A 24,062-nucleotide genomic window follows, 5' to 3' on the forward strand; every position below is an offset into this window, starting at 1 on the left:
GCGGCTCACTGGCCGAGCCCGCTGATCAGGGCGATGCACGCCCCGCCGAGCACGATGAGCACGACGGCTCCCCCGGCCAGCGCCCCGAGCGCGACCCATCGGGAGCGGCGGTAGACCAGGGCGGCCGCGACGAGGGCGACCGGAACGAAGACGACGAGGAGCTGCAGGGCGACGCTCGGCCCGTCGGAGGAGCCGGACACGACTGCGAGGAGGACGAGCAGCCCGATGGCCAGAGCCGGCGCGCCGAAGACACCGACGACCACGCCGATCCAGAAGAGCCCCTTGTTCGACATCCCGCGGCGCGGGCCCGGCGGGGGCGGCGCGCCGTAGGGGGCCGACGGTCCCGGCGGTCCGGGGGGCAGGCCCGGAGGCGGGCCGGGCGGGGGCGGTGGGGGCGACGGGGGTGTGCTCATCCGGTGACCGTCCTCACGGCGAAGACCGTGGCCACGGCGGCCACGGCGACGAGGTAGGCGATGACGAGCCGGGTGTCCCCGAGCTTGCACCGCGAGCGCAGCAGGCCGGCCCGCCGGGCGGAGAGGTACCCGGCGGCTCCCATCCCGGCGAAGACGAGGACGGCGAAGGGCCCGAGGAGCCACCCGAGCAGCGAGACCGTTGCGAGGACGCACAGGCGGAGCGGGTCGCTGACGTCGAGGGCGCCGTGGCCGGCGACGCCCGCGTGCGGGGTGTCCACCTGCCGCGGGTCGCGCGCGGGGGTGCTCACCGGGCCACCAGCGGGAGCTCACGGGCCCCGGTGGCCGTGGACAACCGGCTGCGGGACAACGGTGCCCACGCCTGGACGGCGCAGAAGGGTGCGCACTGGTGGCCGCCGGAGTCCTCGTTGACGGTGGCGACGTGGACGCAGCACTGCACGAGCCGCTCCTCGATCATCGTGTTCATGTCCATGAACGGCTTGACGGTGACCCGCAGCACCCGCTCCCCGAGCAGCCGCCGCAGCCGCTCGTGGCGGCCGGGCAGCCGCGACGAGGCCAGCGTGGCCAGCGTGCCGAGCCCGAGGTCGCAGTGGGTGCAGATGTCGCGCCAGATGTCGGCCATCGACGGGTGCGAGAGCGAGGACTGCTCCGAGAGCAGGTCCAGGAGAGAGGACTTCACGACGCCGCGCAGCTGCTGCGGGATGGTGTCGTCGGCGATCCGGTTGGCGAGCAGGTCGGGCTCGAGGTCGAGCCACTGCTTGAGCCGCTCGTGCCCGATCACGGACACGAGCGAGACCCAGCGGCCGGAGTCGTCGCGCAGGAGGTAGCCCACCGAGCAGCAGTGGGGGTGCGAGCAGGGCAGCGCCGTGAGGTCGCGCCAGGTGACCCGTCCCTGCGTCTGCTCCTCGAGGCGCGCCAGCACGCCGGTGTGCGTGAGACGGTCCGTCGGGTCGAGCCCGGCGCTGCGCCCGGACCCGAACACCGGCTGGATGCTGACGCCCCCGACGTAGGGGGTGGCCATCGCCCGGTCGATGACCGCGCCGATCTCGCCGTCGTTGACGCCGAGGGCGGCCGTCATCGTCAGGGTGGTGAAGACCTCGGCCTCCGAGAGCCGCTGCAGCGCACGGTCCTTGATGCGCCTCAGGTCCGCACCGCGGTGGTGGGCCGAGGCCTGGGCGGACTCGCCGTCGTACTGCAGGTAGACCTCGACCCGCTCGCGGTGCCGGCGGAGCAGGGCCAGGAGCTCGTCGTCGCTCGCCACGAGCAGGCCGTTGGTGTTGAGGAGCACCCGCACGACCGGCCGGCGCGCGACTTCGTCGAGCAGCTCGGCCAGGTGCGGGTACAGCGTCGGTTCGCCGCCGCTGAGCATGAGGACGTCGAGCCTGCCGTTCTCGCGCTCGAGGCGGGCGTCCATCGAGGCCAGCACATCGGCGAGCGGCGCCACGGAGGCCAGCGCCGGGGCGGAGGCCGCGAAACAGGTCGGGCACTTGAGGTTGCAGTGGTCGAGCAGGTCCTCGAGCAGGATGCAGGTGTGCTGCGTCTGCATCTCGGGGAGCCCGTCGGCGTAGGCGGCCGGGACGGGGGCGAAGTTGCCGGCGACGTCCGGGGCGTGCACCTTGGTCGGGGCCGTCCACTCCTCGAGGTAGGACAGGATCTGCGGGGACTCGTCGTACATCGTCCGGACGAGACCGTGGCGGGTGCACCCGCGCTCCAGCCAGATGCGGCCGTCGCGCTCGACGAGCCAGCCCGAGAGCCGCACGACCTCCTCGAGCGGCCGGTCGGGCGAGTCCTCGTGGCAGAGCGGACAGAACGCGGTGACGTAGCGGTGGATGCGGTCGCCGCGCAGCGGCATCCCGCTCCCCCGACCCCCGGTGCTCACGCGACCGTCCCGGCGCCGACCGGCGCGCGCGGCGCGTCCCGGAACACCCCGGCGTAGTCTCCCCGCCTGGCCCGGACCGCGATCCGCAGCAGCACGAGCGGCACCGTGACGGCGAGGAAGAGCTGCGGGCGGGTCAGCCCGTGCCACACCACCTCGTTGCCGCGGACCTCCTCGACGAGGAAGCGGAAGGTGCCGTAGGCGGCCACCCACCACACGAACAGCTCACCCGGTGGGGTCGGGCGGTGCCGCAACCAGGCCCAGACCACCGCGAACACCACGACGTGGAAGGCGATCTCGTAGAGGAACGAGGGGTGAAGCGGCACCCCGGCGGGCGCAGCGAGCCGCGCTGCGGCGGCGTCGTCGAGACGGATGCCCCAGCCGGCGCCGGTGGGCGTGCCCGGGCGCTCGGTGAGGAGGCACCCGACCCGGCCGACCGCCATCCCGAGCGCGATGGCGGGCGCGAAGAGGTCACCGGTGCGCGGGCGGTAGCCGCTCAGCCGCTTGCCGACGTGGACCCCGAGCCAAGCCCCGACGAGGCCGCCGAGGATGCTGCGGTTGCCGTAGGCCCACTGCTCGGCCAGTGAGGCGTTCTCGCGTAGGTCGACGTGCTGCAGCCACGTGCCGAGGCGCATGAACAGGGCGCCCCCCACGAGGGCGGCCGTGACGACGACGTAGAGCCGCTCGTCGGTGTGCCCCCGCCGGCGCGCCTCGAGGACGAAGACCACCGCCGCCACGAGCGCACCGAGGGCGACGAACGCGTCGTGGGTGGGGACCGGCCCCAGCAGCGGCAGCATGCGGCACAGCATGCCAGCCGCGGGCGCGACCTGCCGGGGGACGGGACGCGCGCCGGGCGCGCGTCAGAGCCGGATGCCGAGGAGTGCGTCGAGGGTGCGGGCGAGCAGGCCGGGGGCGCCGGGGTCCTCGCCCTCGCCGGCCAGGGTCCGCTCGCACCACGCGTCGACCGCCTCGAGCGCGCGCGGCGTCGACAGGTCGTCGGCGACCGCGGCCCGCACCGCCGCGACGGTGTCGGTGGCGTCGACCCCGCCGTTGGTCGACAGGGCGGCACGCCACCGGTCGAGGCGCGTCTGCGCCTGCGCGAGAAGGGAGTCGGTGTACTCCCAGTCCGTGCGGTAGTGCTGGGCGAGCAGGACGAGGCGGATGGCCATCGGGTCGACGCCGTCGGCACGAAGCCGGGAGACGAGCACGAGGTTGCCCTTGCTCTTGCTCATCTTCTCGCCATCGAAGCCGACCATCGCCTGGTGCACGTACAGGCGCGCGAAGACGGGGTCGCCGGTGAGGGCGGTGGCCTGCACGGCGGACATCTCGTGGTGCGGGAAGACGAGGTCGGTGCCGCCGCCCTGGACGTCGAACGGGTGGCCGAGGTGGTTCAGGGCGATGGCCGTGCACTCGACGTGCCATCCCGGGCGGCCCGCACCGAGCAGTGCGTCCTCCCAGGACGGCTCGCCGTCGCGGGCCGCGCGCCAGAGGAGCGGGTCGAGGGGGTCGCGCTTGCCGGCGCGGTCGGGGTCGCCGCCGCGATCGGCGAAGACGGCCGACATCTGCTCGCGGGTCCAGTGCGAGACCTCACCGAAGGAAGGTGTCGTGGCGAGGTCGAGGTAGACGTCCGCGCCGTCCCCCTCCCCCTCCGGGACCGGGACGCGGTACGCCGCACCGCAGTCCACGAGGCCGCGCACGGCCGTGACGATCTCGTCCATCGACTCCACGACACCGCGGAACGCGTCCGGGGGCAGGACGGCCAGGGCGGTCATGTCCTCGCGGAAGAGGTCGATCTCGGACGTGGCGAGCTCGCGCCAGTCGCGGCCGTCCCGGGCGGCCCGCTCGAGCAGCGGGTCGTCGACGTCGGTGACGTTCTGCACGTACTCGACCCGGTGGCCGGCGTCGCGCAGCGCGCGCTGGACGAGGTCGAAGGTGACGTAGGTGGCGGCGTGGCCGAGGTGCGTGGCGTCGTAGGGCGTGATGCCGCAGACGTAGAGGCGGGCGACCTCGCCGGCGTCGACGGGGACGACGGCGTCGCGGCTGGTGTCGTGGAGCCGGAGCGGCTCACCGTGACCGGGGACGGCAGGGACGAACGGGGTGGGCCACGACTTCACCGGGCAAGACTACGGGGCGGCACTCACAGCGCCGGCCACGGGATGGCGGGCCAGCCGCCGCGCGGTCGAGGGTGCTCCCGGCGGCGCAGCAGCGCGGCCACCCGACGGCCCAGGGCATCGACCTCGTCCTCGGTGAGCAGCGCCCCGAGCTCGTCGCGCAGGCGGCCCTCGAGGGCGCCGGCGAGGCGCTCGAGCCGGGCGAGGTCGGCCTCCGGGATCGGCTCGCCGGACCACCCCCAGAGCACCGTCCGCAGCTTCGGCTCGACGCCGAGGCTCACGCCGTGGTCGCAGCCGCGGACGGCGTCGCCGTCGCGCATCAGGTGGCTGCCCTTGCGGTCGGAGTTGTTGAGCGCGGCGTCGAGGACGGCGACGGTGCGCAGCGCGGGCTCGGCGCAGTGCGCCACCACGACGGCCTCGCCGAGGGGGGTCTCGCCCTCGAGGACGACGTGCCAGCCGTCGGGCACCTCGTGAGGGGCGACGACGTCGACGAGCGGGTCCTCCTCCCCCGTCGTCGGGCCGACCCACTGCTGCACCGACCCCGGACCGAGCGGTCCGTCGCGCAGGACCGTGGGCGGCACGACGCCGAAGCCGCCGGCCTCGCTGACCAGCCAGGCGGCCCGCTCGCGCTCGACGAGCGTGCCGTCCGGGTAGTCCCAGAGACGGCGCTCGGTGGCCTCGGGCTTGTGGATGACGAGGAGCTCGTCGGCCGGGTCGCCGACGAGGCAGAGCAGCGCACCGTTGCTGGACCCCGAGATGCGCCCCACGGGCGTGAGGTCCCCGCGGGTCAGCAGCTCCTCGAGCTCAGCGCCGGTATCCGTTGGCACGCGGGCAGATGTGGCCGGTGGGGTCGAGCGGCTGGCCGCAGAACGGGCACGCGGGCCGGCCGGCGGAGACGACCTTGCCGCAGCGCCGGGCGAACGCGCGCGCCGCGGCGGGGTCGAGGACCACGCGCATCGTGAGGAGCGAGGACTCCTCGACCTCCTCGGGGTCCTGGTCGTGGCACTCGATGACGAGGACGAGGCGCTCGGGGTCCCAGGCCAGGCTCAGGGTGTCGACGCGGAACTCGTCCTCGATCGGGGTGGTGAGCGGGGCGGTGTCGCCGTCCCCCAGCGGCTCGGTGGCGGTGCCCTCGGCGTGCGCGTCGAGGAGGTCGTTGACGCGGTCGGCGAGCACGCTGACCTGCACCTTCTCGAGCGAGACGGAGACGACCCGGCCGCCGCCGCTGGCCTGCAGGAAGAACGTGCGGCCGCCGGGCGGGCCCACGGTGCCGGCGACGAAGCGCTCGGGCGGGTCGAAGACGGTGGCTGGCATGGAACCCACCCTAGATCGAGAACCCCACGGGCAGCTCCAGGCGGTGGCGGGCCATGAACGCGCTGTCCGAGAGCAGGCCCCGCGTCTCGCCGTCGGCGACCACCGCGCCCTCGGAGAGGACGACCGAACGGGGGCACAGCTCGACGGCGTAGGGCAGGTCGTGGGTGACCATGAGGATGGTCACGTCGAGGGTGCGGAGGATGTCGGCCAGCTCGCGGCGCGAGGCCGGGTCGAGGTTCGAGGAGGGCTCGTCGAGGACGAGGATCTCGGGGCGCATCGCGAGCACCGTGGCGATGGCCACGCGCCGCCGTTGCCCGAAGCTCAGGTGGTGCGGCGCGCGGTCGGCGAGGTCGGCAACGCCCACGGCGTCGAGCGCCTCGACGACCCGGGCGTCGAGCTCCGGGCCGCGCAGGCCGAGGTTGGCCGGCCCGAAGGCGACGTCGTCGCGGACGGTCGGCATGAAGAGCTGGTCGTCGGGGTCCTGGAAGACGATGCCGACCCGCCGGCGCACCTCGAGCAGGTTCTCCTCGGAGACCGGCAGGCCGGAGACGGTGACCGAGCCGTGGCCCGGGGTGAGGACCCCGTTGAGGTGCAGGACGAGAGTGGTCTTGCCGGCGCCGTTCGGGCCGAGCAGCGCCACCCGCTCCCCCGGGTGCACGTGGAGGTCGACGCCGAAGAGCGCCTGGTGGCCGCCGGGGTAGGCGTACGCGACGTCGCGCAGGTCGAGGACGGGGGTGGTCACCCGACCATCCTCGCGCCCACGGAGACGAGGACGGCCACGAGGGCCGGGGCCAGCGCCAGGACCCACTGCCGCGAGGTGGCGCTCAGCGGTGAGGTCATCGGCATCGAGCCCGTCCAGCCGCGGCTGACCATCGCGAGGTGGACCCGCTCGCCGCGCTCGTAGCTGCGGATGAACAGGGCCCCGGTGCCGGCCGCGAGCACGGGCCAGGCGCGCACCGACCGGGCGTCGAACCCACGGGATGCGCGAGCCACCTTCATCCGGCGCAGCTGGTCGGCGACGACGTCGAGGTAGCGCACCATGAACGAGGCGATGAGGACGAGCGGGTCGGGCACCCGGAGGTGCTGGAGCGCCCGCACGAGGTCGCGGGGGCGGGTGGTGACGGCGAAGGCCACGGCCGTCACGACGCCCGTCGTGCCCTTGAGGAGCAGGGCGATGGCGGCGGTGAGCCCGGTCTGCGACACCGAGACCGGGCCGAGGCTGACCTGGGGGCCGACCGCGACGAAGGGCAGCACGACGGCGAAGACGGCGAACGGCGTCTCGACCGCCAGCCGCGGGAGGAGGTGCCGGGCCGGTACCCGGGTCGCCAGGAGCACGGCGACACCGATGGCGAGCAGCCCGCCGAGGGCGAGGTGGGCCTCGGACGGCACCGAGACCACGGCCAGCACGAACCCGAGGAGGCCGACGAGCTTGACGTGGGCCGGCAGGTCGTGGAGGACGGTGTGGCCCTCGACGTGCAGGTGGGCCCCGGGGCCCGAGCCCACCTCAGCCGCGCTCGGAGGGTCCGCGCCGGCGCACGACCCGCACGAGGCCGAACATCAGCAGACCGACCACGAGCGCCCCGACGATGCCCGCCAGGCCGCCGGAGAGCCGGCCGTCGGACACGCCCTTGACGGCGTAGTCGGCGAAGGGCGAGCCCGCGGTGGCCGATCCCTGTGCGGCGGTGTCGAAGCCGAGCGAGCCGGCGACGTACTCGAGGCCGTCGGGGTGGCCGGAGGCGTAGAACGAGACGACCCCGGCGATGACCAGGCAGACGGCCAGGCCGCCGCCGACCAGACGACGGGTGGACACGCGCGGGCGGTCGGTGGAGGTGCTCATGCGACGGGCTCCGGGGTGCGCAGCTCGAGGGCGGGGAGTCTGCCGCGGGCCGCGTGGACGAGGTCGGGACGGGCCGCGACGATGCTCGAGACCGCGAGGAAGGTGATGACCGCCTCGCCGAGGCCGATGAGGACGTGCCAGCCGACCATCGCGGTGACGAGCTGTCCGAGCGGGATGGGGGCCGCGCCACCGACCGAGTAGAGCCCGACGAACGCGAGCGCCGCGGCGGGGACGCTGACCAGCGCCCCGACACCGGCGGCCACCGGCACGCTGGAGACGCGACGCGGGAGGACGGCGAGCAGGCCCTTGGCGACGCCGTAGCCGACCCACACGCCGACGACCCCCATGAGGAGGACGTTCGTGCCGAGCGCGGTGACCCCGCCGTCGGCGAAGAGGAAGGCCTGCACGGCGAGGACGACGGTGAGGCAGAGGGTGGCGGTGGCCGGTCCGACGAGGACGGCCGCCAGGGCCGCCCCGAGCAGGTGTCCGGAGGTGCCGGCGCCGACCGGGAAGTTGACCATCTGGGCGGCGAAGACGAAGACCGCGACGAGCCCGGCCAGCGGGGCCGTGCGCTCGTCGAGCTCGCGGCGGGCGGCGCGCACGAGGGAGGCGCCGACGACGCCGGCGGCCACGACGCCGGTGGCGACCGAGGTCGGGGCGTCGAGGAACCCGTCTGGGACGTGCATGGCGGCCTCCGGGGGTCGATGGGCGTTGTTGCGAATACTTTGCAACAACTCCTGCACCCTAGGCGCCACTGCCGCAGGGATCAACAGTGGGTGCGCGATCCCCTCCGACCGGTCAGCCCGCTCCCCCACCCACCGTCGAGTCGCCGGCGGCGTGCGCCTTCGGGACCGCGACGAGCGGTGCGAGGTCGCCGGCGTGGGTGTTGCTGGCGAGCAGGACCATCCGGCTCTCGGTGACGAGGACGGCGGTGACCGACCCGGGGTCGACGCGGACCCGCTGGAGCCCGGCCACGCCGGCGCCCACCGCCTCGGCGACGACGGCCTTGATCGGGTCGCCGTGGCTGACCGCGACCCAGACCGCGTGCTTGCCGTGGGCGGCCTCGACCTCGGCGTCCAGCGCGCGCACCCCGCCGACGACGCGCTCGGCCATCTGCCCGAGCGACTCGGCCCGGTGCTCCGGGGACTCGGGGAAGGTGGCCGAGGCGGGGTCGTCCTGGATGACCCGCCACAGCGGGTCCTTGGCGGCCTCGCTGAGCCGGCGGCCGGTCCAGTCGCCGTAGTGGCACTCCCCCAGCCGCTCGTCCGTGCCGGCCTCGAGGTCGGGCAGCGCCAGGGCCACCGTCTCGCGGCAGCGCTGGAGCGGGCTCGTCACGGCGCGCACGACGTCGAGGGGCGCCAGCCGCTCGCGGGTCCGCTCCGCCTGCCCCCGACCGGTGTCCGTCAGGCCGACCCCCTCGGTCCAGCCGGCGAGCACCCCCTCGGCGTTCGCCGTGGAGTGCCCGTGCCGCAGGAGCAGGACGATGGCCACGAGAGGACATGCTAGGCGCACGGGGATGCGCCACCGCCGGGCCGACCTCGGGGATGATGACCGACGTGATCGTCGACCGCGCCATCTACGAGGACGGACACCGCCGGGCGTGCGGTGACCTGTCCGACGAGCTCGCGGGCCTGCGGGCCGGCAGCGACCCCACCGCCTTCCTCTGGATCGGTCTGAAGGACCCGACGCAGGAGGAGTTCGACGAGGTCAACGAGGAGCTCCAGCTGCACCCGCTGGCCGTCGAGGACGCCGTCAAGGGCCTCCAGCGCGCCAAGGTCGAGCTCTACGACGACACCGTCTTCGTCGTCCTCAAGCCGCTGCGCTACATCGACCGCACCTCGGACATCGAGACCGGCGAGGTGATGGTCTTCGTCGGCGACCGGTTCGTCGTCACCGTCCGGCGCGGCGAGCTGACGCCGCTGCACGGCATCCGCGCCGAGATCGAGGGTGACCCGGAGGCGTTGCGGCTGGGGCCGATCGGCGTCCTGCACCGGGTGCTGGACCGCGTCGTCGACGGCTACGTCGAGATCGACGCGGAGGTCGAGACCGACCTCGACGAGCTGGAGACGGCCGTCTTCTCCGACGAGCGCACCGACACCGGGTCCATCTACCGCCTCAAGCGCGAGGTGCTCGAGTTCCGCCGGGCCGCGATGCCGCTCTCCGAGCCGCTGAAGATGCTCCACGCCTCGCCCCGCAGCCCGGTGCCCGAGGGCGAGCTGCGGCTGCTGCTGCGCGACGTCTCGGACCACCTCCAGGGCGTCATCGACCACGTCGAGTCCTACGACGACCTGCTGTCCGGCATCCTCTCGGCGCACCTGGCCCAGGTGTCGGTGCAGCAGAACGACGACATGCGCAAGATCTCGGCCTGGGTGGCCATCGCCGCGGTCCCGACGATGATCGCCGGCGTCTACGGCATGAACTTCGACTACATGCCCGAGCTGACGTGGCACTACGGCTACTTCATCGTGCTCGCCGTGATGGCCGGGGCGTGCACGACGATGTTCCGGCTCTTCAAGCGCGCCGGCTGGCTCTGACGCCGGCGGGAGACGGTGGCCGCTGCGTCGACGGCCTCGGCGTCAGGTCGCGGTGATGAGGCCCGCGGCGAGGGCGCCGGCCAGGACGAGCCCGAGCGCCACGCGGTACCAGACGAAGGGACGCAACGAGTTGCTCGCGACGAACTTGAGCAGCCACGCGATGGACGCGTAGGCGGTGACGAAGGCCACGACGATGCCGACGAGCATCTGGCCGGGGCCGAGGATCTTCAGGTCGTCCCAGGCGTCGACGAGCTCGAAGAGCCCGGCGGCGGTGAGCGCCGGGATGGCCATGAAGAAGGACAGCTCGGTGGCGGTGACGCGGTCGATGCCGCGGGCCAGCCCGGCCGAGATGGTGGCGCCGGAGCGCGAGACGCCGGGGATGAGGCTGAAGCACTGGACGAGGCCGATGACGAGACCGTCCTTGAGCGTCAGCTCCTGCTCACCGCGCTGGGTGCCGGCCGCCTCGAGCCGGTCGTGGCGCGCCTCGGCCCACCAGATGACCGCGCTCCAGAGGACGAGCGCGGCGGCGACGACCCAGAGGCTGCGCAGCGGACCGCTGATGACGTCCTTGAGGGCGAACCCGACGAGGCCCACGGGGATCGAGCCGACGATGACGACCCAGGCGAGCCGGTAGTCGCGGTCGTCCCGTGCCGTGCTGTCGCCCAGTCCCCGCACCCAGGCGGCGAGGAGCCGGCCGATCTTGCGGGCGAAGTAGAGGAAGGTCGCCGCGATGGCGCCGATCTGGATGATCGCGGTGTAGGCGGTGACCGCGTTCGCGTCGACCGGCAGGCCGAGCAGGTGCTCGGCGATAGTCAGGTGTCCGGTGGAGGAGATCGGGAGGAACTCGGTGAGTCCCTCGACGATCCCGAGGACGACGGCCTGGAAGTAGCTCAGCTCGATGGGCACCGCCCGAGCCTAGGGCGTGACCACCTCGGCCATCAGACGCAGGGTGGCGAGCCGCTCCTCGGGGGTGCGGGCGTAGGGGGCGACCGACAGGGTGGTGACTCCCGCGTCGGCGTAGCGGCCGACGCGCTCGGCGATCCGCTCGGGCGGGCCGAGGAGCGCGGTGGCGTCGGCGAGCTCCATCGGGACGGCGGCGGCGGCGTCGCGGGGCCGACCGGCGAGGTAGAGGTCCTGGATGGTGTCAGCGGCCTCGTCGAAGCCCATCCGCCGGGCGAGGCGGTTGTAGAAGTTCTGCTCGCGGCTGCCCATCCCGCCGATGTAGAGCGCGGTGTACGGGGCGACGGCGGCGCGGGCGGCCTCGAGGTCGTCGGTGACGACGACGGGCACGGTGGCGACGGTGTCGAAGCCGGCCATCGGGTCCTCGGGGGTGCCGCGACCGGCGGCGGCGCGGGCCTCGCGGACCGAGGCGAGCTGGTCGGCGGAGTGCTCGGGCGAGAGGAAGATCGCGAGCCAGCCGTCGGCGACCTCGCCGGTCAGTCGCAGGTTGCGGGGGCCGACCGCGGCGAGGTAGATCGGCAGGTCCGGGCGCGGCGGGTGGATCGTGAGCCGCAACGACTTCCCGGGGCCGTCGGGCAGCGGCAGGGTGAAGTGCTCACCGTCGTGGGCGACGCTCTCGCGGCGCAGGGCGCTGCGGACGATGTCGACGTACTCGCGGGTGCGGCCCAGGGGGTCCTGGAAGCGCACGCCGTGCCAGCCCTCGCTCACCTGCGGGCCCGAGACGCCGAGGCCGAGCAGGAAGCGGCCGTTGCTCAGGGTGTCGAGGGTGGCCGCGGTCATCGCCGTCATCGCCGGGGTGCGGGCCGGGATCTGCATGACGCCCGCGCCGAGCCCGATCTGCTCGGTCTGGGCGGCGAGCCAGGCCAGGACGGTCGGGCTGTCCGAGCCGTACGCCTCCGCCACCCACACCGACGCGTAGCCGAGCCGGTCGGCCTCCTGCACGAGCGGGAGGAGGTCCTCACCCATGCCCATCCCGGCGTACCCACCGGCCAGTCCCAGACGCATGGTCGAAGGCTAGCCCCTGCAGGTGCTGGCGGTCCGGTTCGCGTTCGTGCGGGGGCCACGTCATGGGATGGAGTGGTGGGTCTGATATGACGAAAGAGGTTGTCCATGAGCCGTATTCGAATGGTGTGATGCTTGCCGCTGTCGGTGGGTCGGAGTAGGATCGGGGGTACGAGGGGAGGGGGAGCCGATGGCCATCACAGCCGCACCGCAGGACGTGCTCGACGCCGTGCGCGTCGCGCGCGAGGCGCTGGGTTCGCTCCCCTCCCCCGGTGTCGCCCGTGGCTCACAGGACGCGTGGTGCGATGTGCTGCGGGCACTGCAGGGGTTGGTGAACGAGGCCACCGCCGTGCAGGACGAGGCGATCGTGGCGCTGGCGGCGGTGGAGACCGAGTGGTGCGAGGACGGGACGTTCGTGGAGGTGCGGCGGGCCGCGGGGCACGTCGCGCTCGATGCTCCGGCGCTCGTGTCGGGGGTGCTGAACGTGTCCGCGGTGCACGCCGAGCGCCGGGTGCGCGACGCGGTGCGCCGCGCTGCCGACGGGCCCAACGGGTCCGCGTTGTGCACCGGGCTGGGTGGGCTGCACGCCGCGATGCGGGCTGGACGGGTACCGGGCGCAGGTCGTGGCGTACGAGCTGGAGGAGGTCCCCGCCCCGGTGGCCGAGACGGTGGTGGCCTCGCTGCAGGAGTGGTTCGAGGTCGAGGACGGCAGCCACCTGCGCCGCCGGGCCCGGCGCCTGCTCGCGAGGATCAGCCCGGACCTGCTGCGCCAGCGGGCCGTCCGGGCACGGGAGGCCTCCGGGTTGCGGCGGTGGGTCGACGAGCCGGGCGTGGACACGTGGCTCGGCACCTTCCCGTCGGAGGAGGCCTGTGCCGCCTGGGCGGCGATCGACGCCCTGGCCCAGCAGTACCTCGCCGACGGGAGGTGCCCGCGGATCGACCGGGCCCGGGCCAAGGCCCTGACCGACCTGGTGACGAGCAACGCCACCATCGACCTCCAGGTCGTGCTCACCACCCCGGCCGGCGCCACGGACACCGAACCGCCACCCGCGACCGCTGCGGCCACCGACCTGGTCGAAGTTCGAGGGCCCGCTGCTGGTGACCCGCTGCTCGTGGAGCGTGGCTGGCTCGAGCGGGCCGTGGCCGCCACCGCCGTCACCGGGCACGACCGGCTCGGCCGACCGTGGATCCAGGCCTGCGACAACGGCACCGGCGCACCCGTCGACCCCGACGAGGACCTCACCACCAGCGCCTACCGGCCCAGTGCGCGCCTTGCCGCGTTCGTGCGGGCCCGGGACCGGCACTGCCGCTTCCCCGGCTGCACCGTCGCCGCCCGCTACTGCGACCTCGACCACGTTCGACCGTTCCCGGCCGGCCCGACCAGCGCCGCGAACCTGGCTTGCCTGTGCCGGCGCCACCACCGCATCAAGCAACGCCCCGGCTGGCGAGCCGTCCTCCACCCCGACGCCACGATGACCTGGACCGACCCCACCGGACGCACCCGCACGAGCCACCCACCCGACCAGCTCCACCCGATCCAGTTGCCCGACACCGGGACCGACCCACCACCGCCACCACCCGGCAACCCCTCCCTCGTCCTGCCCGACGGCCCCCACTCCGCCCTCGAGCACCACCTCGAACACGCCGCCCCCACCGACCGGCCCCCCACCGCCTGCCGCGTCGAGATCCACCGACCCCTCCTGCGGGCCGGCACCTACGACCCGCCGCGGCACCACCGTCGCCCCCGCCTCCCGCGGTGGCCGGACACCCCACCCTTCTGACCGCGCCGTTCGTCCGTCGCGGGCTTGCCCCTCACGTGGCGTGAGGTCGTAGCGTCACCGCATGGGGTCATCGCGGACGACCGGGCCGGGCATCGGCGAGGTGGCGGCGCGCACCGGTCTCACCGAGCGCAGCCTGCGCTACTACGAGGAGCTGGGTCTGGTCCGTCCCGACCGGGACGGTGCGGGCCGCCGCCGCTACGGCCCGGCGAGCATCGACCGGCTCTACCGGGTCCGCGTGCAACGGGAGATGGGCACCGCCCTCGCGGACGTCGACCCCGAGGCCGACGACCTCGCCGCGCTCGTGTCACGGCACGTCACGGACCTCGACTCCCGCATCGCCGCCCTCGGCCGGCGGCGGGAACGCGCCCGTGCGGCCGAGGACCGCCTCGCGGCCGGGCAGGCGCCGTCGGCCGAGGAGCTGCTCGGGCTCCTCGTCGGCTCGGCACCGGACGAGCCCGAGGTCGTCCGACGCGTCAGCCTCCTCGTCCACCGCGACGTCGCGGCGGCGCACGCGTGGCTGACGTCGGTCTTCGGGTTCGCCGCCGGTCCCGTGCACCGCGCCGACGACGGGCACGCGCACCTCGCGGTGCTCCGCGTCGGGGACGGTGAGGTCTGGCTCCACGAGGAGCACCCCGCCGCCGGGATGCTCTCGCCGCTCAGCACCGGCGGCCGCACCACCGCCTCGCTCGCCGTCCAGGTCTACGACGTCGACGCGCACCACGCGATGGTCGCCGAGGCCGGAGCCGTGGTCGAGTACCCGCCGACCGACCAGCCGTACGGGTACCGCGAGTACGGCGCCCGTGACCCCGAGGGCCACCTGTGGTCCTTCCAGCACCCTCTCGAGGAGCAGCCCGATGAGTGAGATCACCCCCTACATCTGCGTCGCCGACGCACGCGCCGCGATCCGTTGGTACACAGAGACGTTCGGCGCCGAGGTGGTCGTCGAGCCGATCATGATGGACGACGACCGCGTCGGCCACGTCGAGCTGGCGGTCGACGGCGCCCGCTGGATGATGAGCGACGAGTTCGACGCGGCCGGCGTCGCAGCTCCCCCGGCCGGGCGCGGCGCCGCCGTCACGCTGCACCTGACCCACGCCGACGTCGACGGCCTGAGCCGGCGAGCATCCGAGGCCGGCGCGCACGTCGACCGTCAGCCGGAGGACACCCCGCACGGCCGCATCGCCGTCCTCACCGACCCGTTCGGACACCGATGGATGCTCAACACCCCCACCGGGTAATCGAGTGGTCGTCCGCGGCCGGGGACGGCACGGTAGGTGGATGACGAGCAGCAGCGACCTGTGGGACCGCGCCACCGCCGAGCGCTACGACACCGCATCGGCGGCGATGTTCGCCCCGGACGTCCTCGATCCCGCCGTCGACGCCCTGGCCACCCTGGCGGACGGCGGCCCCGTCCTCGAGCTGGCGATCGGCACCGGGCGCGTCGCGATCCCCCTGGCGGACAGGGGACTCGAGGTCCAGGGCCTCGAGCTGTCCGCGCCGATGGTCGAGGTGCTCCACCGGAAGCGGCCGGCCCTGCCGGTCACGATCGGCGACATGGCCACGGAGACCGCACCGGGGGCCGGGACCTACCGCCTCGTCCTCCTCGTCTTCAACACGCTGGGCAACGTCCGCACCCAGGACGAGCAGGTCGCCGTCTTCGTCAACGCCGCCCGCCACCTCGCACCCGGCGGCCGGTTCGTCGTCGAGATCGGGATCCCGTGCCTGCGCCGCCTCCCCCCGGGCCAGGCCGCCGTCCCGTTCGAGGTGACCGACCACCACGTCGGGTTCGACACCTACGACCCGGCCACGCAGCAGGCCGTCTCGCACCACTACACCCGCGAGACCGACGGCTCGTACCGGTACGGGCGGCACAACTTCCGCTACGTCTGGCCCTCCGAGCTCGACCTCATGGCCCGACTGGCCGGGATGTCCCTCGAGCGGCGCACGGCGGACTGGCGCGGCACCCCGTTCACCGGCGACAGCGAGGGCCACGTCTCGGTGTGGCGCAAGCCGGTCGACGCGTGAGCGGCCGGGCCCGACGGTAGGGTCGCCCGCATGCTGACCCGCCGCCTCGGCGCCACCGGGCTCACCGTGTCGCGGCTCGGCCTCGGCACCATGGCCTGGGGCACCCGCACCTCCCCGGAGGACGCCCGCGACCTCCTCACCACCTTCCGCGATGCCGGCGGCACCCTCCTCGACACCGCCCACGGCTACGCCGGCGGCGTGGCCGAGGACCTGCTCGGCGACCTCCTCGAGGGACCCGACCGCGACGACGTCGTCCTCGTCACGAAGTCCGGCATCAGCCGGGCGTCCGGCGAGCGCGTCGTCGACTGCTCCCGCCGCACGATGCTCCACCAGCTCGACCTCTCGTTGCGCCGGATGCGCACCGACCACGTCGACGTCTGGCTGGCCCACACCTGGGACGCCGACACCCCCCTCGAGGAGACGGTGAGCGCCCTCGTCCACGCCTGGGAGAGCGGGCGTGCGCGGTACGTCGGGGTCTCCAACCACGTCGGTTGGCAGGCCGCGCGCACGATGTCGCTCCTGCAGTCCGCCGGTGTCCCGCTCGCCGCGAACTCGGTCGAGTACTCGCTCGTCGAGCGCCGTCCCGAGCGCGAGCTCGTCGACGCGGCGACCTCGCTGGGCTTCGGGCTGCTGCCCTGGTCACCGCTCGGCCGGGGTGTCCTCGCCGGCCGCTACCGGGGTGGCATCGCCGCGGACAGCCGCCTGGCCTCCGAGGAGTTCTCGCGCTTCGCCGGCCGGCACGTCGGCGACCACACGCGCGGCGTCGTGGAGGCACTGCGTACGGCGGCCGAGGGCCTCGGCGTCCCCCAGGCCGTGGTCGCCCTCGCGTGGGTCCGGGACCGGCCGGGGGTCACGGCGCCGGTGGTCGGGGCCCGCACGACCCAGCAGCTGTCGACGCTCCTGCAGAGCGAGGAGGTCGAGCTGCCGGCGCAGATCGTCGAGGCCCTCGACGAGGTGTCGGCCGACCACACCTGAGTCGTCCGGCTCAGTCGTCCTCGTCGTCGTAGTCGTCGTCGAGCCCGGAGTAGATCCGGCTCCCGTCGCCGTCCTCGTCGTCGTGGTCGCCCAGGCCCTCGTCGGAGCCGTTCGCGGGCTCGTCACCGTCCTCGTCGTCGTCCTCGTCGTCGGTGTAGAGGTCGAGCGGGGTCATCTCGCCGTAGGCGTCGTAGAGCGCGCCGTCGTACTCCTCGAAGGCATCAGCGAGGTCCTCGTACGCGGCGACGACCGCCGGGTCCTCCTCCCCGCGGCGCGTGCTGCTCACCTCGAGGTGCCGCTCGAAAGCGGTGACGAGCCGGGCGAGGGCGGCACGCGGGTCAGCGGTCATGGCTCGAACCGTACCGGTCCTTGGGCAGAATGTGTCAGTGGCCGACTACGAGTACCTCGTCCTGAGCTTCGGGCGCGACGTCCGGCGCCAGGACATCCGCCGCACCCTCACCGAGCACGCCGAGTACGGGCACTGGGAGCTCGCACGCACCCGCACCTACGTCGGCGGGCTCACCCGGACCTGGCTGCGCCGCCGCATCATCCGCGCCCGACGCACCATCGGCGCCTGAGGCCGCTGCGGCTCAGCAGGTCTCGACGAGACGCCCGAGCACCCGCGCGCCGAAGCGCAGCGACTCGGTGGGCACCCGCTCGTCGATGCCGTGGAACATCGGCGCGAAGTCGAGGTCGGCCGGCAGCCGCAGCGGCGCGAACCCGTAGCCGGTGATGCCGAGCAGCGAGAGCGCCTTGTTGTCGGTGCCGCCGGACAGGCAGTAGGGCAGCACCTCGGCCTCCGGGTCCTCGGTGCGCAGGGCAGCCACCATCGCCTCCACGAGGTCGCCCTCGAACGGCGCGTCCAGGGCGATGTCCCGGTGCAGCACCTCGACGTCGACGTGCTCGCCCGCGAGCTCGCGGATGGTGTCCATCAGCGCCTCCTCGTGGCCGGGCAGGAACCGGCAGTCGACGTTGGCCGACGCGTGCTGCGGGATGACGTTGTGCTTGTACCCGGCGTCGAGCATCGTGACGTTGCTGGTGTCCTGCAACGTTCCTCGCACGAACCCCTGTGCCCCGCCGAGGTGGGCCAGCAGCTCCTCGAGGTCCTCGTCGGACCATCCGGTCCCGGTGAGCTCGGAGAGCCCGTCGAGCAGCGTGCGCACCGACGGGATGTACTCGCGTGGCCACTTGTGCTCGGCGATGCGCGCGATCGCCTCGGCGAGCCGGACGATGGCGTTCTCGTCGTTGGGGACCGACCCGTGGCCCGCGCGGCCGTTCGCGGTGAGCCGCAGCCAGGCGATGCCCTTCTCGGCGGTCTGGAGCAGGTAGGTACGCTGCTCCTCGCCGTCGCGCCCGGTGAAGGTGACGCTGTAGCCGCCGACCTCGCTGATGGCCTCCGTGACGCCCTCGAAGACATCGGGGTGGTGCTCGACCATGAAATGCGAGCCCTGCACTCCCCCGGCCTCCTCGTCGGCGAAGAAGACGACGACCAGGTCGCGCGGCGGCACCACGCCGCGCCGGGCGATGTCGCGGACGACGGCGAGCATCATCGCGTCCATGTCCTTCATGTCGACGGCGCCGCGGCCCCAGACGCAGCCGTCCTGCTCGACGCCCGCGAACGGGTCGACCGACCAGTCGGCGGCGTTGGCGGGCACGACGTCGAGGTGCCCGTGGACGCACAGCGCCCCGCGGTCGCGGTCGGCCCCGGGGATGCGCACGGCGACGCTGACCCGCCCCGGCTCGGACTCGTAGGTCTGCGGCTCCAGGCCGACCTCGCGCAGCTGCTCGACGACGTAGGCCGCCGCCGCGGCCTCCCCGGGCCCGCTCCCGTCGCCGTAGTTGCTCGTGTCGATCCGGATGAGCTCCTGGCAGATCCGGACGACCTCGTCCTCGGGGCGCAGCGTGTCGGTCATGCGCTCCACCGTAGACCGCGACCGGGACGACCGGGACGGCGCGCTCGGCCGGGCGGATTTCGGTTCCGGGGCACGGACCGTGTATCGTTCCGGGTCGTCGGACGGCCTCCCCAGGGCCGCTCGAAACCACTCGTCCGGGTGGCGGAATTGGCAGACGCGCTAGCTTGAGGTGCTAGTGCCCTTTATCGGGCATGGGGGTTCAAGTCCCCCCTCGGACACCGCGGTCGAAGGCCCCGAACCACTGGTTCGGGGCCTTCGTCGTGCTCGGGGACGATGCCGCCCCGGGCGGTCAGTCCTGGGCCTCGTCGTAGGCGTCCACGGCGTCGGCGAGGTCCTGCACCAGCGGATCGAGCCGGTCGGCCGCCTCCGGCGGGATGGCGCCGGAGGACACGTTGGTGCCGTACTCCTCGAGCATCGAGTTGCGCACGTCCACCAGGGTGCCGGCGTCGCCGTCCCGCAGTGCCTTGTCGATGTCGCGGATCTCCTGGTCGAGCGTCTTCGCCGCGTCCTTGTCGATGCCGTTGTCGCGCTCGAGCGCCTTGACCTCCTGCGAGAGGGCCCGCGAGGCGTCCTGCACGGCCTGTCCGGGGTCTGCGGACGTCGGGGTCTCCGAGGGGGTCGGCGTGGGCTCGGGCGCGGAGGTCGACGGGGACGGCGCCGGCTCGGTGGTCTGCTCCGCCGGCGCGGACGTGCTCGGGGTCGGGGTGCTCGAGGGCGTGGCGGCCGGGTCGTCCGTCCTCTTGCCCGGACCGAGGAAGAGGAACCAGCCGAGGACGGCCAGGGCGGCCACCGCGACGACGGTCATCACCCAGAACGGGGCGGAGGACCCGCGGCGCCCGGGTGCGTGGCCGGAGCGGGTCAGGGGCTCCTCGACCGGCGGCGGCGGGGGGACGGGCGGGACGGCCGCGGTGCGCGAGAGGCGCTGGGTGGGGTCGGCCCCGGACCCGGGGAGCACGGTCGTGGCGGCGGCGGCACCCGCGGCCCCGGCCACGGCAGCACCCGCCGCGGGTGCGGTGCGCGAGGCCAGGGCCTCGGCCACCGCACCCGCGCCCTCGGGCCGGTCCGCGGGGTCCTTGGCGAGCAGCGAGGTGACGAGGGTCGAGAGCCAGGCCGGGGTGTCGGGGCGCAGGGTCCGCACGTCCGGGACCGGGTCGGTGGTGTGCTGCATCATCGTCGCCACCGCGGTGCCGGCGCTGAACGGCGGCCGGCCGGCGAGCAGGGCGAAGAGCAGGCAGCCGAGGGCGTAGAGGTCGGCCCGTCCGTCGACGCGCCCGCCCATCGCCTGCTCGGGCGCCAGGTACTCGGCGGTGCCCATCACGGTGTGCGTGGCGGTCAGGGCCTGGCCGGCCGTGGCCTCTCCCAGCTGGGTGATGCCGAAGTCGACGACCCGCACCCGGCCGTCCTCGGCGTGCACGACGTTGCCGGGCTTGATGTCGCGGTGGACCAGCCCGCGGGCGTGCGCGGCCTCCAGCGCCGAGGCGACCTGCCGCCCCACCTCGACGACCTCGTCGACCGGCAGCGGCCCGTCGGCCACCTGCTCGGCCAGGCTCGGCCCGGGCAGCAGCTCCATCACGAGGTAGGCGGTGTCGCCCTCGACACCCGTGTCGTGGACCGTGACGACGTTCGGGTGGCTGATGCCGGCCGTCACGCGGGCCTCGCGCTCGAAGCGGGCCGCGCCGGCCTCGTCCGGCAGGCGGGTCAGGTCGATGGTCTTGACGGCCACCCGGCGTCCCAGCACGGTGTCGGTGGCCTGCCAGACCTCGCCCATCCCACCGCGCCCGATCGGGGCGTCGAGGACGTAGCGTCCGGCCAGTCGTCGTTCCTCGCTCATCCGCCAGAGCCTAGCCAGCGCTCCCGGGTCCCCGGCCGCCGACTAGCCTGAGGAGGTGCTCGAGCCCGTCACCGCCGTCCGGTACGTCGCGCCGCTCCGTGAGGGCGGCTCGCTGCCGGGGCTCGTCGAGGCCGACGACCTCGGCACCTACGTCGTGAAGTTCACCGGCGCCGGCCAGGGGCGCAAGGTGCTCGTCGCCGAGGTGCTCGTCGGGGAGATGGCCCGCCGCGTCGGTATCCCCACCCCGCGGCTCGCGGTCGTCGACCTGCCGCCCGCCATCGCCCGCTACGAGGCCGACGAGGAGGTCCAGGACCTGCTCAACGCCTCCCCCGGCCGCAACCTCGGGGTGGACTTCCTGCCCGGCGCCTTCGGGTACGACGGCTCGCGGCCACCGTCGGCCGAGGACGCCGCGGCGATCCTCTGGCTCGACGCCTACACCGCCAACGTCGACCGCACCTGGGCCAACCCGAACCTCCTCGTGTGGCACGGGCGCACCTGGGCCATCGACCACGGCGCCGCCCTCTGGTTCCACCACGGGTGGCCCAGCCGGCCCCCGGACGTCGGGCGGTTCGTGGCGCAGCCCTTCGACCCCTCCGGCCACGTCCTCGCGCCGGTCGCCGGGCCGGTGGCCGCGGCGCACGAGCGGCTCGCACCGCTGCTCACCGAGGACGTCCTGCGCGAGGTCGTCGCCGAGGTCCCGGACGAGTGGCTCGAGACCACCGCGAGCCTGCCCGACCTCACGGCCGTGCGCGCCGCCTACCTCGAGCACCTCTCCCGGCGCCTGGCCTCCCCCTCGGCGTGGCTGGGAGGTGCGGCGTGAGCCACCCCTACCAGTACGTCGTGCTGCGCTTCGTGCCCCGCGTCGACCGCGGTGAGTGCGTCAACGTCGGGGTCGTCCTGCACTCGCAGTCGGCCGGGGTCCTCGAGTGCGCCTGGCACGTCGAGGAGCCGCGGGTCCGGGCCCTGGCCCCCGACGCCGACCTCGACGCGCTGCGCGCCGCGCTCGAGGCGGTCGGGTCGATGTGTGCCCGTCCGCCCGCCGACGTCGATGCCGCGCTCACGACGCAGGGCAAGCGCTTCGGCTGGCTCAGTGCCCCCCGTTCGACCGTCCTCCAGCCCGGACCGGTCCACGGCGGGTCCGCCGCCGACCCCGCCGCGGAGGTCGACCGGCTGCTCGAGCGCCTCGTCCGCTGAGTGCGGCGCGGCCTCAGACCCCGACGACGCGCGGCGCCTCGAGGACGCGCTCGAGGTCGGCCAGGGTGTACGGCTTGCTGAGGTAGTCGTCCATCCCGGCCGCGAGCATCCGCTCCCGGTCGCCCTCGGCCGCGTTCGCGGTGAGCGCGACGACGTGCGGCTGGTACCCGTCCCGCTCCCGCACCTGCCGGGTCGCGGCGACACCGTCGAGGTTCGGCATGTTGACGTCCATGAGCACGACGTCGTAGTCGCGGTTCTCCGTCGCCGCGACCGCCTCGAGCCCGTCGGTCGCGACGTCGGCCTCGATGCCGAGCCGGCGCAGCATGTGCAGCGCCACCATCCGGTTCACCGGGTCGTCCTCGGCGAGGAGCACGGAGACCGATGCCGTGACCTGGTCGTTCGGGACCACCAGCACCGGGGTCTCCGGGGCCGCGAGACAGGTCTGCTCGGGGAGCGGGCAGTGGCGCACCGGGACGGTGACCGTGAAGACCGAGCCCTCACCCGGCGTCGAGGTCACCTCGAGGTGGCCACCGAGCCGGCTGGCGATGCGCGTGCAGATGGCCAGGCCGAGGCCGGTGCCGCCGTGCGTGCGGGTCGTCGAGGAGTCGGCCTGCTGGAAGGGGCTGAAGATGCGCTCGAGCCGGTCCGCGGGGATGCCCATCCCGGTGTCGTGGACCTCCACGACGAGCTCGCCGCCCAGCAGTCCCTCCCCGTCCGGGGCGCCGCCCACGGAGCGGTGGCGCGCGACCATCCGGACGCCCCCACGGTCGGTGAACTTCAGGCCGTTCCCGACGAGGTTGATGAGCACCTGGCGCAGGCGGACGACGTCGGTGCAGACCAGCCGGGGCACGTCCTCCCCCGCCTCCCAGCGCAGGTCCAGGCCCCGACGGTCGGCGGCCGGCTGGAGCATTGCGGCGACGTCGGCGAGCAGCGCGCGGACGTCCGCCGACGCCGACTCGGTCTCCAGGTTGCCGCTCTCGAGGGCGCTGAAGTCGAGGATGTCGTTGACGATCGCCAGCAGGTGCCGCCCGCTCTGGTGCGCGGTCTGCACGTACTCCCGCTGGTCCTCGCGCAGCTCGGTGTCGAGGAGCAGCTCGGTCAGCCCGAGGACGGCGTTGAGCGGCGTGCGGATCTCGTGGCTCATGCTCGCGAGGAAGCGCTGCTTGGCGGCCGCCGTCTCCTCGGCCGTCTCCTTGGCGGCGCGCAACGCGTCCTCGGTCGCGCGCCGCTTGGTGATGTCGGCCTGGACGGCGACGAAGCCGGTGACCGTCTCGCCCTCGAGGATGGGGCGCACCTCGATGGAGGCCCAGTACGGCTCGCCGGACCGGACGTAGTTGAGGACCTCGGCGCTGAACGGCTCGCGAGCCTCGATCTTGCGCCGCATGTAGGCCGTCGTCTCGGGACAGGTGTCCGGCCCCTGGAGCAGCCGCCCCGGGACCTGGCCCAGGGCCTCCTCCCGGCTCCAGCCGGTGTGCCGCACGAAGGCGTCGTTGACCCACTCGATCCGGCCCCGCTCGTCGGTGATGACGACGTGGTTGTCGGTCGCCTCCACGGCCACCGAGTGGCGCTGCAGCTGCGCCCGGGCGGCCCGCAGTCGCTCGGTCTGGGCGATCTGCGCGCGGCGCGCGCCGTAGAGCACGTACACCATGCCGGCGACCAGGCCGACGAGTGCGAAGAGGGTGAAGACGAGACCACCGAGCAGCCAGCGCGTGTCCTGGACCAGCGAGTCCGTCGCGGCGTTGGCCTCCGCGGCGTCGCGCTTGCGCACGTTCTCGGCCTGCGACACCAGAGCGTTGTACTGCAGCTCCAGGGTCCGGATCTCCGCGGAGAGCTGTGCCTGCCGGGCGGGCGTCAGGGTCGAGGGGTCGGCCACCGCCGACTGCACGGCGAGGTCGAGCCCGCCGCGCCAGCCGGCCGCGAGCGCCCGGGACCGCGCGAGCAGCGACTCGTCGCCCAGGGTGCGGCCCTGGTAGTCCAGGGTCCCCTCCTGGATGCGCTGGGCCGCGAGCGAGCGCGCCAGCTCGATGCGCTGTGGGTCGGGGGTGGCCGAGGCGACGGCGGCGTCCAGCCGGAGCAGCTCGCGCTGCACCTGGCTGAGCGTGCGGACGTTGCCGTCCACGAGGTCCTGGGTGAGCCGCACGTTGTCGCTCAGGGCGCCGGTGGAACCCACGGTCAGCGCGCCGAGGGCGATCGTCCCCGCGAGGGCGAGCAGGGCCGGCACGACGAGGGCCAGGAGCATCCGGCGCCGCGTGTGCTCCTCGACCCACAGCTGCTTCAC

General features: G+C 74.0%; 27 protein-coding genes and 1 tRNA gene. 10 read left to right on the plus strand and 18 right to left on the minus strand.

What is annotated here, in order from left to right; all coding sequences use genetic code 11:
• Positions 1-5 precede the first annotated feature (5 nt).
• From ACQZ2A_RS00550 to ACQZ2A_RS00605, 12 genes are all read right to left on the minus strand, one after another.
• Positions 6-413, minus strand: coding sequence for a hypothetical protein (locus ACQZ2A_RS00550; RefSeq protein ID WP_430206541.1), 408 nt, complete (start codon positions 411-413; stop codon positions 6-8).
• Positions 410-721, minus strand: a complete 312-nt coding sequence (locus ACQZ2A_RS00555) for a hypothetical protein (RefSeq protein WP_430206542.1) — start codon at positions 719-721, stop codon at positions 410-412. Before ACQZ2A_RS00555 ends, ACQZ2A_RS00550 begins: the two co-directional genes overlap by 4 nt.
• Positions 718-2,310, minus strand: coding sequence for a radical SAM protein (locus ACQZ2A_RS00560; RefSeq protein WP_430206543.1), 1,593 nt, complete (start codon positions 2,308-2,310; stop codon positions 718-720). Before ACQZ2A_RS00560 ends, ACQZ2A_RS00555 begins: the two co-directional genes overlap by 4 nt.
• The gene (locus tag ACQZ2A_RS00565; RefSeq protein WP_430206544.1) at positions 2,307-3,104 is read right to left on the minus strand and encodes a prolipoprotein diacylglyceryl transferase; all 798 of its coding nucleotides are present in this window, start codon (positions 3,102-3,104) and stop codon (positions 2,307-2,309) included. The genes ACQZ2A_RS00560 and ACQZ2A_RS00565 overlap by 4 nt, the downstream gene beginning before the upstream one ends.
• A gap of 63 nt (positions 3,105-3,167) precedes the next feature.
• Positions 3,168-4,421 carry a cysteine--1-D-myo-inosityl 2-amino-2-deoxy-alpha-D-glucopyranoside ligase gene (gene mshC / locus ACQZ2A_RS00570; protein ID WP_430206545.1) on the minus strand — a complete coding sequence of 418 codons (1,254 nt, stop codon included), beginning with the start codon at positions 4,419-4,421 and terminating at the stop codon, positions 3,168-3,170.
• A 23-nt stretch (positions 4,422-4,444) separates the two neighbouring features.
• Positions 4,445-5,245 carry an SCO1664 family protein gene (locus tag ACQZ2A_RS00575; protein ID WP_430206546.1) on the minus strand — a complete coding sequence of 267 codons (801 nt, stop codon included), beginning with the start codon at positions 5,243-5,245 and terminating at the stop codon, positions 4,445-4,447.
• Entirely contained in the window at positions 5,223-5,732 is a 510-nt protein-coding gene (locus ACQZ2A_RS00580) for a DUF3090 domain-containing protein (protein ID WP_430206547.1), read from the minus strand. Before ACQZ2A_RS00580 ends, ACQZ2A_RS00575 begins: the two co-directional genes overlap by 23 nt.
• 10 nt (positions 5,733-5,742) lie before the next feature.
• Positions 5,743-6,474: an energy-coupling factor ABC transporter ATP-binding protein gene (locus ACQZ2A_RS00585; protein WP_430206548.1), complete on the minus strand. Its 732-nt coding sequence runs from the start codon at positions 6,472-6,474 to the stop codon at positions 5,743-5,745.
• A complete protein-coding gene (gene cbiQ / locus ACQZ2A_RS00590; RefSeq protein ID WP_430206549.1) occupies positions 6,471-7,235 on the minus strand; it encodes a cobalt ECF transporter T component CbiQ in 765 nt (254 codons plus the stop codon). Before cbiQ ends, ACQZ2A_RS00585 begins: the two co-directional genes overlap by 4 nt.
• Before the next feature lies 1 nt (position 7,236).
• Positions 7,237-7,569, minus strand: coding sequence for a PDGLE domain-containing protein (locus ACQZ2A_RS00595; RefSeq protein ID WP_430206550.1), 333 nt, complete (start codon positions 7,567-7,569; stop codon positions 7,237-7,239).
• Positions 7,566-8,255: an energy-coupling factor ABC transporter permease gene (locus ACQZ2A_RS00600; protein ID WP_430206551.1), complete on the minus strand. Its 690-nt coding sequence runs from the start codon at positions 8,253-8,255 to the stop codon at positions 7,566-7,568. The genes ACQZ2A_RS00595 and ACQZ2A_RS00600 overlap by 4 nt, the downstream gene beginning before the upstream one ends.
• 112 nt (positions 8,256-8,367) lie before the next feature.
• Positions 8,368-9,060, minus strand: coding sequence for an MSMEG_4193 family putative phosphomutase (locus ACQZ2A_RS00605; protein ID WP_430206552.1), 693 nt, complete (start codon positions 9,058-9,060; stop codon positions 8,368-8,370).
• A 65-nt stretch (positions 9,061-9,125) separates the two neighbouring features.
• Here ACQZ2A_RS00605 and corA point away from each other — a divergent pair, with 65 nt between their 5' ends.
• Complete coding sequence (gene corA, locus ACQZ2A_RS00610; RefSeq protein WP_430206553.1) at positions 9,126-10,103, plus strand: magnesium/cobalt transporter CorA; 978 nt, start codon at positions 9,126-9,128, stop codon at positions 10,101-10,103.
• A 42-nt stretch (positions 10,104-10,145) separates the two neighbouring features.
• Here the strand turns inward: corA and ACQZ2A_RS00615 are convergent, their stop codons facing one another.
• Complete coding sequence (locus tag ACQZ2A_RS00615) at positions 10,146-11,009, minus strand: undecaprenyl-diphosphate phosphatase (protein WP_430206554.1); 864 nt, start codon at positions 11,007-11,009, stop codon at positions 10,146-10,148.
• 9 nt (positions 11,010-11,018) lie between these two features.
• On the minus strand, positions 11,019-12,068 hold the full coding sequence (locus ACQZ2A_RS00620) for an LLM class F420-dependent oxidoreductase (RefSeq protein ID WP_430206555.1): 1,050 nt from the start codon (positions 12,066-12,068) through the stop codon (positions 11,019-11,021).
• Positions 12,069-12,688: 620 nt separating this feature from the next.
• On the opposite strand from ACQZ2A_RS00620, the gene ACQZ2A_RS00625 reads away from it, so the two are divergent.
• The 5 genes from ACQZ2A_RS00625 to ACQZ2A_RS00645 all read left to right on the plus strand — a co-directional run bounded on the left by ACQZ2A_RS00625 (position 12,689) and on the right by ACQZ2A_RS00645 (position 16,846).
• Positions 12,689-13,846 carry an HNH endonuclease signature motif containing protein gene (locus tag ACQZ2A_RS00625; protein ID WP_430206556.1) on the plus strand — a complete coding sequence of 386 codons (1,158 nt, stop codon included), beginning with the start codon at positions 12,689-12,691 and terminating at the stop codon, positions 13,844-13,846.
• Positions 13,847-13,907: 61 nt separating this feature from the next.
• Positions 13,908-14,708, plus strand: a complete 801-nt coding sequence (locus tag ACQZ2A_RS00630; protein ID WP_430206557.1) for a MerR family transcriptional regulator — start codon at positions 13,908-13,910, stop codon at positions 14,706-14,708.
• Positions 14,701-15,084, plus strand: a complete 384-nt coding sequence (locus ACQZ2A_RS00635) for a VOC family protein (protein ID WP_430206558.1) — start codon at positions 14,701-14,703, stop codon at positions 15,082-15,084. The genes ACQZ2A_RS00630 and ACQZ2A_RS00635 overlap by 8 nt, the downstream gene beginning before the upstream one ends.
• Positions 15,085-15,124: 40 nt before the next feature.
• Positions 15,125-15,871 carry a class I SAM-dependent DNA methyltransferase gene (locus ACQZ2A_RS00640; RefSeq protein ID WP_430206559.1) on the plus strand — a complete coding sequence of 249 codons (747 nt, stop codon included), beginning with the start codon at positions 15,125-15,127 and terminating at the stop codon, positions 15,869-15,871.
• A gap of 30 nt (positions 15,872-15,901) precedes the next feature.
• Entirely contained in the window at positions 15,902-16,846 is a 945-nt protein-coding gene (locus ACQZ2A_RS00645) for an aldo/keto reductase (RefSeq protein WP_430206560.1), read from the plus strand.
• A 10-nt stretch (positions 16,847-16,856) separates the two neighbouring features.
• Here ACQZ2A_RS00645 and ACQZ2A_RS00650 read toward each other — a convergent pair whose 3' ends face one another.
• Positions 16,857-17,195: a hypothetical protein gene (locus ACQZ2A_RS00650; RefSeq protein ID WP_430206561.1), complete on the minus strand. Its 339-nt coding sequence runs from the start codon at positions 17,193-17,195 to the stop codon at positions 16,857-16,859.
• Positions 17,196-17,232: 37 nt separating this feature from the next.
• On the opposite strand from ACQZ2A_RS00650, the gene ACQZ2A_RS00655 reads away from it, so the two are divergent.
• Positions 17,233-17,424, plus strand: a complete 192-nt coding sequence (locus ACQZ2A_RS00655) for a DUF5703 family protein (RefSeq protein WP_430206562.1) — start codon at positions 17,233-17,235, stop codon at positions 17,422-17,424.
• A gap of 12 nt (positions 17,425-17,436) precedes the next feature.
• Here ACQZ2A_RS00655 and ACQZ2A_RS00660 read toward each other — a convergent pair whose 3' ends face one another.
• On the minus strand, positions 17,437-18,759 hold the full coding sequence (locus ACQZ2A_RS00660) for a M20/M25/M40 family metallo-hydrolase (RefSeq protein ID WP_430206563.1): 1,323 nt from the start codon (positions 18,757-18,759) through the stop codon (positions 17,437-17,439).
• A 132-nt stretch (positions 18,760-18,891) separates the two neighbouring features.
• Here ACQZ2A_RS00660 and ACQZ2A_RS00665 point away from each other — a divergent pair.
• Positions 18,892-18,977, plus strand: a tRNA-Leu gene (locus ACQZ2A_RS00665).
• 71 nt (positions 18,978-19,048) lie between these two features.
• On the opposite strand, the gene ACQZ2A_RS00670 is transcribed toward ACQZ2A_RS00665, so the two are convergent.
• Positions 19,049-20,590 (minus strand): protein kinase domain-containing protein, encoded by a 1,542-nt coding sequence (locus ACQZ2A_RS00670; RefSeq protein WP_430206564.1) that lies wholly within the window; start codon positions 20,588-20,590, stop codon positions 19,049-19,051.
• 55 nt (positions 20,591-20,645) lie between these two features.
• Here ACQZ2A_RS00670 and ACQZ2A_RS00675 point away from each other — a divergent pair, with 55 nt between their 5' ends.
• Both ACQZ2A_RS00675 and ACQZ2A_RS00680 read left to right on the plus strand, forming a co-directional pair.
• Complete coding sequence (locus ACQZ2A_RS00675) at positions 20,646-21,410, plus strand: HipA family kinase (RefSeq protein WP_430206565.1); 765 nt, start codon at positions 20,646-20,648, stop codon at positions 21,408-21,410.
• Positions 21,407-21,784, plus strand: a complete 378-nt coding sequence (locus tag ACQZ2A_RS00680) for a DUF3037 domain-containing protein (protein ID WP_430206566.1) — start codon at positions 21,407-21,409, stop codon at positions 21,782-21,784. Before ACQZ2A_RS00675 ends, ACQZ2A_RS00680 begins: the two co-directional genes overlap by 4 nt.
• Positions 21,785-21,797: 13 nt before the next feature.
• Here ACQZ2A_RS00680 and ACQZ2A_RS00685 read toward each other — a convergent pair whose 3' ends face one another.
• On the minus strand, positions 21,798-24,062 hold the full coding sequence (locus ACQZ2A_RS00685; protein WP_430206567.1) for an ATP-binding protein: 2,265 nt from the start codon (positions 24,060-24,062) through the stop codon (positions 21,798-21,800).

Origin of the sequence: Phycicoccus avicenniae, assembly GCF_050496545.1 — a bacterium.
GTDB lineage: Bacteria > Actinomycetota > Actinomycetes > Actinomycetales > Dermatophilaceae > Phycicoccus > Phycicoccus avicenniae_A.

What these genes read in the sequence shown, in the direction of transcription:
- ACQZ2A_RS00550 (WP_430206541.1), bottom strand. Translation starts at nt 413, where the DNA reads ATGAGCACACCCCCGTCGCCCCCACCGCCCCCGCCCGGCCCGCCTCCG.
- ACQZ2A_RS00565 (WP_430206544.1), bottom strand. Translation starts at nt 3,104, where the DNA reads ATGCTGCCGCTGCTGGGGCCGGTCCCCACCCACGACGCGTTCGTCGCC.
- ACQZ2A_RS00580 (WP_430206547.1), bottom strand. Translation starts at nt 5,732, where the DNA reads ATGCCAGCCACCGTCTTCGACCCGCCCGAGCGCTTCGTCGCCGGCACC.
- ACQZ2A_RS00595 (WP_430206550.1), bottom strand. Translation starts at nt 7,569, where the DNA reads ATGAGCACCTCCACCGACCGCCCGCGCGTGTCCACCCGTCGTCTGGTC.
- ACQZ2A_RS00600 (WP_430206551.1), bottom strand. Translation starts at nt 8,255, where the DNA reads ATGCACGTCCCAGACGGGTTCCTCGACGCCCCGACCTCGGTCGCCACC.
- ACQZ2A_RS00620 (WP_430206555.1), bottom strand. Translation starts at nt 12,068, where the DNA reads ATGCGTCTGGGACTGGCCGGTGGGTACGCCGGGATGGGCATGGGTGAG.
- ACQZ2A_RS00630 (WP_430206557.1), top strand. Translation starts at nt 13,908, where the DNA reads ATGGGGTCATCGCGGACGACCGGGCCGGGCATCGGCGAGGTGGCGGCG.
- ACQZ2A_RS00635 (WP_430206558.1), top strand. Translation starts at nt 14,701, where the DNA reads ATGAGTGAGATCACCCCCTACATCTGCGTCGCCGACGCACGCGCCGCG.
- ACQZ2A_RS00640 (WP_430206559.1), top strand. Translation starts at nt 15,125, where the DNA reads ATGACGAGCAGCAGCGACCTGTGGGACCGCGCCACCGCCGAGCGCTAC.
- ACQZ2A_RS00645 (WP_430206560.1), top strand. Translation starts at nt 15,902, where the DNA reads ATGCTGACCCGCCGCCTCGGCGCCACCGGGCTCACCGTGTCGCGGCTC.
- ACQZ2A_RS00650 (WP_430206561.1), bottom strand. Translation starts at nt 17,195, where the DNA reads ATGACCGCTGACCCGCGTGCCGCCCTCGCCCGGCTCGTCACCGCTTTC.
- ACQZ2A_RS00660 (WP_430206563.1), bottom strand. Translation starts at nt 18,759, where the DNA reads ATGACCGACACGCTGCGCCCCGAGGACGAGGTCGTCCGGATCTGCCAG.
- ACQZ2A_RS00670 (WP_430206564.1), bottom strand. Translation starts at nt 20,590, where the DNA reads ATGAGCGAGGAACGACGACTGGCCGGACGCTACGTCCTCGACGCCCCG.